This is a genomic window from Marinilactibacillus piezotolerans (genome assembly GCF_900114235.1).
GTDB lineage: Bacteria > Bacillota > Bacilli > Lactobacillales > Carnobacteriaceae_A > Marinilactibacillus > Marinilactibacillus piezotolerans.
Genome location: NZ_FOSJ01000069.1, coordinates 1 through 8,854 on the forward strand (window position 1 = coordinate 1; position 8,854 = coordinate 8,854).

Annotated in this window: 7 protein-coding genes and 1 pseudogene; 7 read left to right on the forward strand and 1 reads right to left on the reverse strand. The window is 38.1% G+C overall.

What is annotated here, in order from left to right; translation table 11 throughout:
• The 4 genes and pseudogenes from BM212_RS11335 to BM212_RS11350 form a co-directional block, all read left to right on the forward strand.
• Positions 1–277, forward strand: a pseudogene (locus BM212_RS11335) (IS6-like element IS1216 family transposase); the annotation flags it as partial.
• 41 nt (positions 278–318) lie between these two features.
• The gene (locus tag BM212_RS11340; protein WP_072693700.1) at positions 319–819 is read left to right on the forward strand and encodes a hypothetical protein; all 501 of its coding nucleotides are present in this window, start codon (positions 319–321) and stop codon (positions 817–819) included.
• 212 nt (positions 820–1,031) lie between these two features.
• On the forward strand, positions 1,032–1,919 hold the full coding sequence (locus BM212_RS11345; protein ID WP_091898631.1) for a DegV family protein: 888 nt from the start codon (positions 1,032–1,034) through the stop codon (positions 1,917–1,919).
• Between the two features lie 691 nt (positions 1,920–2,610).
• Positions 2,611–3,327 (forward strand): cytochrome c biogenesis CcdA family protein, encoded by a 717-nt coding sequence (locus BM212_RS11350; RefSeq protein WP_072693702.1) that lies wholly within the window; start codon positions 2,611–2,613, stop codon positions 3,325–3,327.
• Positions 3,328–3,428: 101 nt separating this feature from the next.
• Here the strand turns inward: BM212_RS11350 and lspA are convergent, their stop codons facing one another.
• Entirely contained in the window at positions 3,429–3,899 is a 471-nt protein-coding gene (gene lspA, locus BM212_RS11355) for a signal peptidase II (protein WP_072693703.1), read from the reverse strand.
• A 314-nt stretch (positions 3,900–4,213) separates the two neighbouring features.
• On the opposite strand from lspA, the gene BM212_RS11360 reads away from it, so the two are divergent.
• The 3 genes from BM212_RS11360 (at position 4,214) to BM212_RS11365 (ending at position 8,426) form a co-directional block, all read left to right on the forward strand.
• The gene (locus tag BM212_RS11360; protein WP_072693704.1) at positions 4,214–5,329 is read left to right on the forward strand and encodes an NAD-dependent succinate-semialdehyde dehydrogenase; all 1,116 of its coding nucleotides are present in this window, start codon (positions 4,214–4,216) and stop codon (positions 5,327–5,329) included.
• On the forward strand, positions 5,313–5,447 hold the full coding sequence (locus BM212_RS12935; RefSeq protein WP_257786582.1) for a hypothetical protein: 135 nt from the start codon (positions 5,313–5,315) through the stop codon (positions 5,445–5,447). The genes BM212_RS11360 and BM212_RS12935 overlap by 17 nt, the downstream gene beginning before the upstream one ends.
• A 339-nt stretch (positions 5,448–5,786) precedes the next feature.
• Positions 5,787–8,426: a cation-translocating P-type ATPase gene (locus BM212_RS11365; protein WP_072693705.1), complete on the forward strand. Its 2,640-nt coding sequence runs from the start codon at positions 5,787–5,789 to the stop codon at positions 8,424–8,426.
• Positions 8,427–8,854 lie beyond the last annotated feature (428 nt).

Consider the following 8,854-nt stretch of genomic DNA (forward strand, 5'->3'; position numbering starts at 1 on the left):
CCCCTCTATTACAAGTGCCTTTAAGAAACTAAAAGAATACGGCTTTTATCAAGGGACAGAACATCGTACCATTAAATACCTGAATAATTTGATTGAACAAGACCATCGTCCAGTAAAGAGACGCAATAAATTCTATCGAAGTTTACGCACTGCCTCTACCACGATTAAAGGCATGGAAGCCATTCGAGGATTATATAAGAAAACCCGAAAAGAAGGCACTCTCTTCGGGTTTTCGGTCTGTACTGAAATCAAGGTATTATTGGGAATCCCAGCTTAAATCATAGATACCGTAAGGGATTTTATTCTTTATTTAAAACTTTGCAACAGAACCAAAGAATTAACTTAGATGACTACCGTGCAAGAATTACAAATGGCAGTAGAGAATTTGAGAAGATACTTCAAAATCCAGAGACTAATGAGCGTATAGGATTTCATTCGGCTAATGAATTTTTAGCAGATAACACTACTTACGTCTATATAGACGGAGAATTGGAGAACATTATTAGTTTTGAGGAAATAGATACTATAGGCTTAGGATTTTCTTTTTCTCTGCTAAGAGAAATTCAATACCTCACGCACTACCTATGGACAGTAAAAGACAATAATATATATGTTAGAGACGGATTTTTGATTGTATACGAAAATAACTTTAGAGATGTAGGCACCTATAAAGCTTCTGTTTCTGCAATTAATTCTACAGCAGATAATTTGAGAGACGTTATTAGTACTTTTTCAGACGAAGAATTAGATAGAGCTGTTTCTACAATGGAGGAAAAACTTTTTGATTTAGGCTCAGAAGAAAATAATAATAATCAATAGTGTTGCATAAAAGAATTGTTGGAAAAGGGATATAGACCAGCACCTGAATTTGAAGTAGCTGTTTCAAGTTACGTTAACAGTTGAGAACTTATTATTTAGAGCAATACATATAGGAAAACAGAGTAGATGCGTCTACTCTGTTTTCATTTTCACTTTACTTTTTGGGTAGGTTAGATTAGTATGACAGAAAGAAGTTAAAAGGAGAGCTGGTTATGAGCAATTATATTATTACAAGCAGTTCTACAGCAGATATGCCATTAGAATACTTTGAAAAAAGAAATATTCCATACGTTCCCTTTCATTTTATGATAGATGGAAAAGAATATCCCGATGACTTAGGTCAATCCATATCATTTGAAGATTTCTACCAAAGAATATCTGAAGGATCTATGCCTACGACATCTCAAGTAAATGTGGGCCAGTTTGTAGATTTCTTTACCCCTTTCTTAGAAGAAGGTAAGGATATTCTTCATATTGAGTTTTCATCTGGCTTATCAGGTACGTATAACTCAGCCACAATAGCTAGAGAACAATTATTAGAAGACTTTCCAGACCGAAAGATTGAAGTCGTTGATTCTTTGGCTGCATCCGGTGGATATGGATTATTACTTGACTATGCAGTGGACAAAAAAGAAGAAGGGGCCACACTGGAAGAAGTGAGAGACTGGGTGGAAGAAAATAAATTAAATGTCAACCACTGGTTCTTCTCTACAGATTTAACTCACTACAAACGTGGGGGACGTATATCTGCAACCTCTGCCTTTTTCGGTGGCATGCTAAATATTGCTCCTCTTTTAAACATGAATAACAAAGGGGAACTGACACCTCGTAAAAAAATTCGAGGTAAAAAACAGGTCATCAAAGAAATGGTTAAAAAGATGGAAGAACAAGCTGTTAATGGGACGGATTACTATGGGAAATGCTTTATCACCCACTCCGCAGTGTACAATGATGCCTTAAAAGTAGCCGATGCAATCGAACAATCCTTCCCTGTACTTATAGGAAAAGTGGAAATCAATAGTGTTGGAACAGTTATTGGTTCTCATACAGGGCCAGGAACAGTTGCTTTATTTTTCATGGGAGATAAACGAGTAGACTAATCCAATCGAAACACCTTCTTTATTTTAAGAGGGTGTTTTTCTCAATAAAAAGGAGATTCTATAGAAATGACAGCATACGGAGAGTATATTACACTATTTAACCTGGATCATCTTCTATACATAGGAGGTCTCATTGGACTGAGCATGGTTCTTTTTCTAAACAAACAGGCAATAAAGGAAAAAAAAGAGACTATATCTACCTCACTAGTGTTGCATTAAAATTTTAACTATTCCATGCCAAAAAAAAATCCTTTATACTAGTACTTGGATGACTTATCCAAGACCAATACAAAGGACTCCAACATGGATAAGTATAAAACAAAAATGACCATAAATAAATGGTTTTCGTACATTAATTTAGAACAAATCAAAACCACCAGTGTGAACTGGTGGTTTTGATTGGAATTGACTGTCACTCGAATCCAAGACCTTACCTGAATGTTCAATTCCTTTATGGAAACAATTAAAAAGAGATTTTCCAGATATTTAATCACAATCGATTCTCAACTTTTTGAAAGTCGGTTTTTTATTTAAATGCTGCTGGAACCTCTGTTGTTTTACGTTGTGACGTTTATTGTTTGATATTGATAAAAGGGAAGTTTAAGTTTTATTTAGTGTTAACACCAATTCTATTAAAAAATATGACTAATATTTATCATCCTTAAATAGTCTTGTACAAGGGGTGATAAAAATGGAGTGGGCGACACATATTATCGACCAATTGGCAAATATACATTTCTCTATTGCATTAATAGTTAGTTTTTCGGTCGGATTATTGACAAGCTTTAATCCCTGTATGCTAGGGATGGCTTCCAGTATCTTTGCTTTTAAAGGAGAATCTAAAAACAAAAGCATTTTACCCATCACTTTGACTTTTATGATTTCTTTTACACTTACGTTCACGATTCTTGGTGTGGTTAGTATTTTTTTTGGTGAGCAAGTATTAGAATGGACGGAACAATATGAAGATTTATTTCATAATTTTCTAGGTTTCTTATTTTTATTAATTGGATTTTATGTTCTCGGTTTAAGGCTTCATCACTTTCTAGGGTTACTTCCTTTTAGAGTTGTTACCTTTTATTCCAAACCTGAAAAAAAACAACAAAAACCTCGTAATCCTATAATGAAGGCTTACTCGTTAGGTACCTTGTTTGGCCTTACACCATCACCATGTACAACACCTATGATTATTGCTATGATCGCCTTCGCATCAATTACTGGGTCATTAGTTAAAAGTACCCTTTTGTTACTAGTATATGGGATCGGACATGGCACGCCCTTTTTGATCATTGGATGGTTGGCTAGGATATTGAAGAATACCAGATGGATGGTAAGGTGGCAGAAACTCTTGAGTAAAGCAATTGGCGTTGGATTATTTCTTGTCGGTTTGTATTTCTTTTTTGAATAGCTATTAAAGAATCGGTTCTCTATATTACGAATGAACCGATTTTTTGTACATTTATATTTGGTTTTTGTGTTCCTAATTCCACTAAAAATCCTCGTTTTAAACTATACTTTTTCATTTTCCTGTTTTTGTTGCCCCGTACGAGTTTCCAACCACATATCCAATATCATTAAAGCAACACCAGAAACTATGAAAACATCAGCGAGATTAAAGATAGGATAATCAATGAGCCGAAAATCAAGGCTATCTACTACTTCTCCTCTAATCAAGCGGTCAAAAAAGTTCCCTAATGCTCCACCTAGCAACAGTGATAAGGCAAAAGAGATTCGTCGGTTATTCCTTCCTTCTGTTTGTAAATAATAAATGATACCCAGTACAACAATTAACGTTACAATAATAAAAAACCAGCGTTGACCTTGCAAAATTCCAAATGCTGCTCCTTTATTTCGAAGAGAAGTAATATGGAATACTCCTTCCCATAAAGGAATGGTTTGACCTACTTCCATCCATTTGACAATCGCAGATTTCCATAGTTGGTCAATGATTAAAACAATGACTGCAATGATATAGAACATCGGGTTATCCTCCTCAAAAATTCATTTTTTCAAAGTATAACATGATATAACAAACAAATGTATATTTTATTGAAAAGGAGTAAATGTTATTTATAGAATCCCATTTAAATAGGATGATCTGTCAAGTGGACTAGACGGGAAATGAGATATCATGTCTTAGATTTTCCACTTAAGTTCCAAAAAATCACAGATTTGTTCAATGTTACCGTAGATTCCGCAAAGAAAAACTCTACAAACCGTATGAAAAAAAGTAGATTATGGAAAATATATAAAAGGCTTAATACTTAAGCATATTTCAAAAAGGAGGGGTTTTAATGGTAGAACAACTCGACTATTTAAACTATATTAATGGGCAATGGGTTGGTGACAGTTATAAAAAGATTAAAGTATTCAACCCTGCAACAGGAGAATACATTGGATCGGTCCCTGACGCTGATGAAGAACATGCCAAACAAGCAATTGAAGCAGCGTCTCAAGCGCTCCCTAAATGGTCCAAGAAGTCAGCAGCAGATCGTAGCGATGTGCTAAGAAAATATTATGATCTCATCATGACGCATGAAAATGAAATCGCCGAAATCATGACAAAAGAAAATGGCAAGCCATTAAAAGAATCTAAAGGTGAGGTACAATATGCAGCATCGTTTATAGAGTGGTATGCCGAGGAAGGTAAGCGAATTTATGGACGTATGATTCCTGGTAAGAGGGAAAACCATCGTATTAAGGTAATTAAACAACCTGTGGGCATTGTTGCAGCAATTACCCCATGGAACTTTCCGGCGGCGATGATTACAAGAAAACTGGGTCCAGCGCTAGCGGCAGGCTGTACGTTTATCGTAAAGCCACCCGAGGAAACACCTTTAACGTGTATGAGACTAGTAGAATTAGCCGAAGAAGCTGGTATTCCGAGGGGTGTTTTCAATGTCGTGAATGGTAATCCGGAAAAATTCTCGGAAACGGTCATGTCTGATATGCGCGTTCGTAAATTAACGTTTACTGGTTCAACGCCTGTCGGTAAATTGTTAATGAAACAAGGTGCTGAGCAAGTTATGAAACTTTCTCTTGAACTTGGCGGGCATGCACCAGTAATTGTATGTGATGATGCAAATCTTGATCAAACCGTTGAGATGTTAATGGCTGCTAAGTTTAGAAATAGCGGACAAACCTGTATCGCGGCTAACCGCGTTTATGCTCAATCAAGTATTTACGACGAGCTTGTTAGACGAATGACCGAAGAAGTTAAAAAGCTTAACGTTGGTAACGGTCTGGAAAATGGTATTGATGTCGGTCCCTTAATCAATAAAGAAGGTTTAGAAAAAGTAGGACGTCATGCACGCAGCACTTACAGAAATGGAATGCCGTCCAATGACAGAAGAAGAGTGGTTGACACAGTTTCATTGTGTAGCAACATTGTATGTGGAAATCCAATATGAATTACTGTCGCTTGATGTTGATATCGAGGGTGACTTGGAGCCTTACTTTACTGAAGGCATCGAAAAGTTTAAACGAGGCGAAATGGAACTGTTTGATCTATTTATTAAAATGCGGTAATTTAAAGAAGCAATTGAACGCGAATTGTTGCCTTACGTGTGTCATTAATGGCACATTTGTTTGTGTAAAACTTTAGTTAAACCGCACGGTTTAACTTGACGAACGGTGAAACTACAGGTAAAATTAAGCTAACTAAAGGGGAGTAGCTCTAACAATAATGTCGTCATTACGAGATCTTTATCTCCGGCATTACTGGCAACATCCGTTGTAGGCAAGACCTTTACCAATATAACACTATGGGTGTTTGTTGGTAAGGGTCTTTCTTATGTTTACAAAGCACTATTTACGTAAATATTATAAAGAGCTTACGAACGAATACCTAAAGAAGGAGTGAGAGGGATGTCTTATTATCAAAAGACAGAAGAAGAAACGTTAAAAGACTTACAAGCGAGTATCGATGGTCTTTCTAGCGGAGAAGTAGCTGCACGTATCGAACGTGATGGCTATAATGAGCTTGAACAAGAACAAAAAGCATCTACCTGGAAATTATTCTTAGATGCCTTTAAAGATGCGATGGTGATTGTCTTACTCGTTGCCGCCGGTGTACAAATGTTACTCGGGGAATACGTTGAGACAATCGTTATTATGGTCGTACTGATTATGAATGCGATCATTAGTGTGGTCCAAACGAAAAAAGCTGAAAGCTCACTTGATGCTTTAAGAGAAATGTCAGCACCGAATGCGAAAGTCTTACGTAATGGTGAAAAACAAACGATTCCCGCTCGGGAACTTGTAAAAGGTGATATCGTTTATTTAGAAGCAGGAGATTATATTCCGGCCGATGGTCGCTTACTTGAATCTGGTTCACTTCAAGTCAATGAAGGGATGTTGACAGGTGAATCACAAGTCGTCACGAAAGACGTGGCGGTGATTGAAGAGGAAGTCGCTCTTGGTGACCGGATCAACTTAGTTTTCTCAAGTTCACTCGTAACCAACGGCCGGGCAACCTTCGTCGTCACAGAAACCGGTAAAACAACGGAAATTGGTAAGATTGCTAATCTCTTAAATACAGCGGAACAAAAACAAACGCCACTCCAGCGTAAACTTGATGCGTTTAGTCGTAAACTCGGTTTTTGGATTCTGATTCTGTCAGGTGTGATTTTCTTAGTCCAAGCCCTTAGAATTTGGTTAGGCGAAGGACCGGTTGATTTAACACCCGAACTCCTCAATGCCCTTATGTTTGCGGTCGCGGTTGCGGTTGCGGCTATTCCTGAAGCCTTGCAGTCCATTGTGACCATTGTGTTATCGGTTGGAACAAACAAAATGGCTAAACAACATGCGATTATTCGTAAGTTGCCTGCCGTTGAAACACTAGGTTCAACGAAAGTCATCTGTACCGATAAGACAGGGACACTGACGCAAAATAAAATGACAGTCATGCATCACTTTACTTTTTCTGAAGGTGATGAGACATCACTTGATGCGTTAAGTGATGATGAACGTCTGCTGATTGATACCGCCGTCTTATGTAATGACTCTTATATTGATTCAAAAGGTCAAGAAGTTGGTGACCCAACAGAAGTTGCTTTAATTAATTATGCGAATAAAGCAGGCGAAGATTATTTAGCATTACGTGAGCGCTATGAACGGATCAGCGAAGTGCCATTTGATTCAGATCGTAAGCTGATGTCGACCTTAAACGCTTATGAAGGTGCTAAACTCTTGTCCATTAAAGGTGGCCCGGATGTGATGTTTAAACGGGCAACGAAAATATTAGAAAATGGTGAAGTCAAACCATTAACGGATGAACGAAAGGCACGTTTAAATGAACAAAACGAAGCGTATTCTCGTCAAGCACTGCGCGTGCTTGCGTTTGGTTTTAAAGAAATGCCTGAAGGTACATCAGATATTAACTTTGAAGACGAAGAAGACTTTGTCTTAGTCGGGCTTCTCGCGATGATTGATCCACCACGTGAAGCTGTCTACGGGGCGATTGAACAGACAAAACATGCGGGTATTAAAACCGTGATGATCACCGGTGACCATAAAACAACGGCCGAAGCAATCGCCAAAGACATCGGTATTTTTGATGACGATGACTTAGCGCTTACCGGTACGGAACTTGATCACTTAAGTGATGCTGAATTAGAAGAAAAGCTTGAACATATTCGGGTCTATGCCCGTGTATCACCAGAGAATAAAATCCGCATCGTCAAAGCATGGCAGAAAAAAGGTAACATTAGTGCGATGACCGGTGACGGTGTGAACGATGCCCCAGCTTTAAAACAAGCTGATATTGGTGTCGCAATGGGTAGTGGGACCGATGTAAGTAAAGATGCGGCAGCGATGATTTTAACCGATGATAACTTTGTATCGATCGTCAATGCTGTTAAAGTTGGACGGACAGTCTTTGACAACATTAAAAAGGCGATTGCTTATCTGTTTAGTGGTAACTTAGGGGCGATTATTGCGATTCTCTTTGCGGTGATTGCGGGATTCCCTAATCCATTTACGGCACTGCAGCTGTTGTTTATTAACTTAGTTAATGACTCATTACCTGCGATTGCTTTAGGGATGGAGAAATCAGAACCTGACGTGATGGACCGTGAACCGCGTTCCATTGATGAAGGGATCTTCGCCGGTGAGACCTTACGGTCTGTCATTACCCGTGGATCATTTATCGGGGTGGCAGTTATTATTTCACACTTGATCGGCTTGCAAACATCGACTGAGGTCGGTGTGGCGATGGCCTTTACGACCTTGATTCTTTCCCGGACCTTACAAACATTTGCCGCGCGTTCAAATAAACAGACAATCTTTGGTGTCGGTTTATTCACCAACAAGTACGTGTTAGGTGCAGTCACATTATGTTTCGGTCTTTATCTCATTACCGTTATTCCAGGCTTACGTTCAATCTTTGCAATTCCAAGTAGCTTTGGTCTGACTGATTGGAGTATTGCGGCTGGTCTTGCGGTCCTTGCGGTTGTGATGATGGAAATTGTGAAAGTCGTGTATCACCGTTTCTTAAGTAAAAACTAAACGTTTTTTAATCCGCGCGTCGTTGATTGACTTTAAGATAGTTAACCATCAAGTCTTTAAAGTGCTGACTAAAAGTCAGTCGTGAAAAGAAAAGGATAGATGTAAAAGAGCTAAGGCCCGCTGCCTTAGCTCTTTTACTACATTATATGTATTCTTAGATGTTAGGCTCGCTAAAAGGGCAATGATGTTTAAATTAGTAGGTAAGAAAAGTACGCGGTTGTTAGGGTTTGGTGTAAGATAAAGATGAATGATGCCAAACACTATTAAATAATTTATATTTTTTTAGTAAACGTTTACGTTTTTGATGCATAGGCTATAGAGATAGTGTTATACTCTCGAGTTTGACACTTAATTAAAACAAAAACTCTCTAACCCCTTATTTTTCAGGGATTTAGAGAGTTTTTTTGCTTTTGAAAAAGTGAGTACTA

Excerpts from the sequence above, each read along its gene's own strand:
- BM212_RS11360 (WP_072693704.1), top strand. The coding sequence starts at position 4,214 with ATGGTAGAACAACTCGACTATTTAAACTATATTAATGGGCAATGGGTT.
- BM212_RS11345 (WP_091898631.1), top strand. The coding sequence starts at position 1,032 with ATGAGCAATTATATTATTACAAGCAGTTCTACAGCAGATATGCCATTA.
- BM212_RS11350 (WP_072693702.1), top strand. The coding sequence starts at position 2,611 with ATGGAGTGGGCGACACATATTATCGACCAATTGGCAAATATACATTTC.
- BM212_RS11365 (WP_072693705.1), top strand. The coding sequence starts at position 5,787 with ATGTCTTATTATCAAAAGACAGAAGAAGAAACGTTAAAAGACTTACAA.
- lspA (WP_072693703.1), bottom strand. The coding sequence starts at position 3,899 with ATGTTCTATATCATTGCAGTCATTGTTTTAATCATTGACCAACTATGG.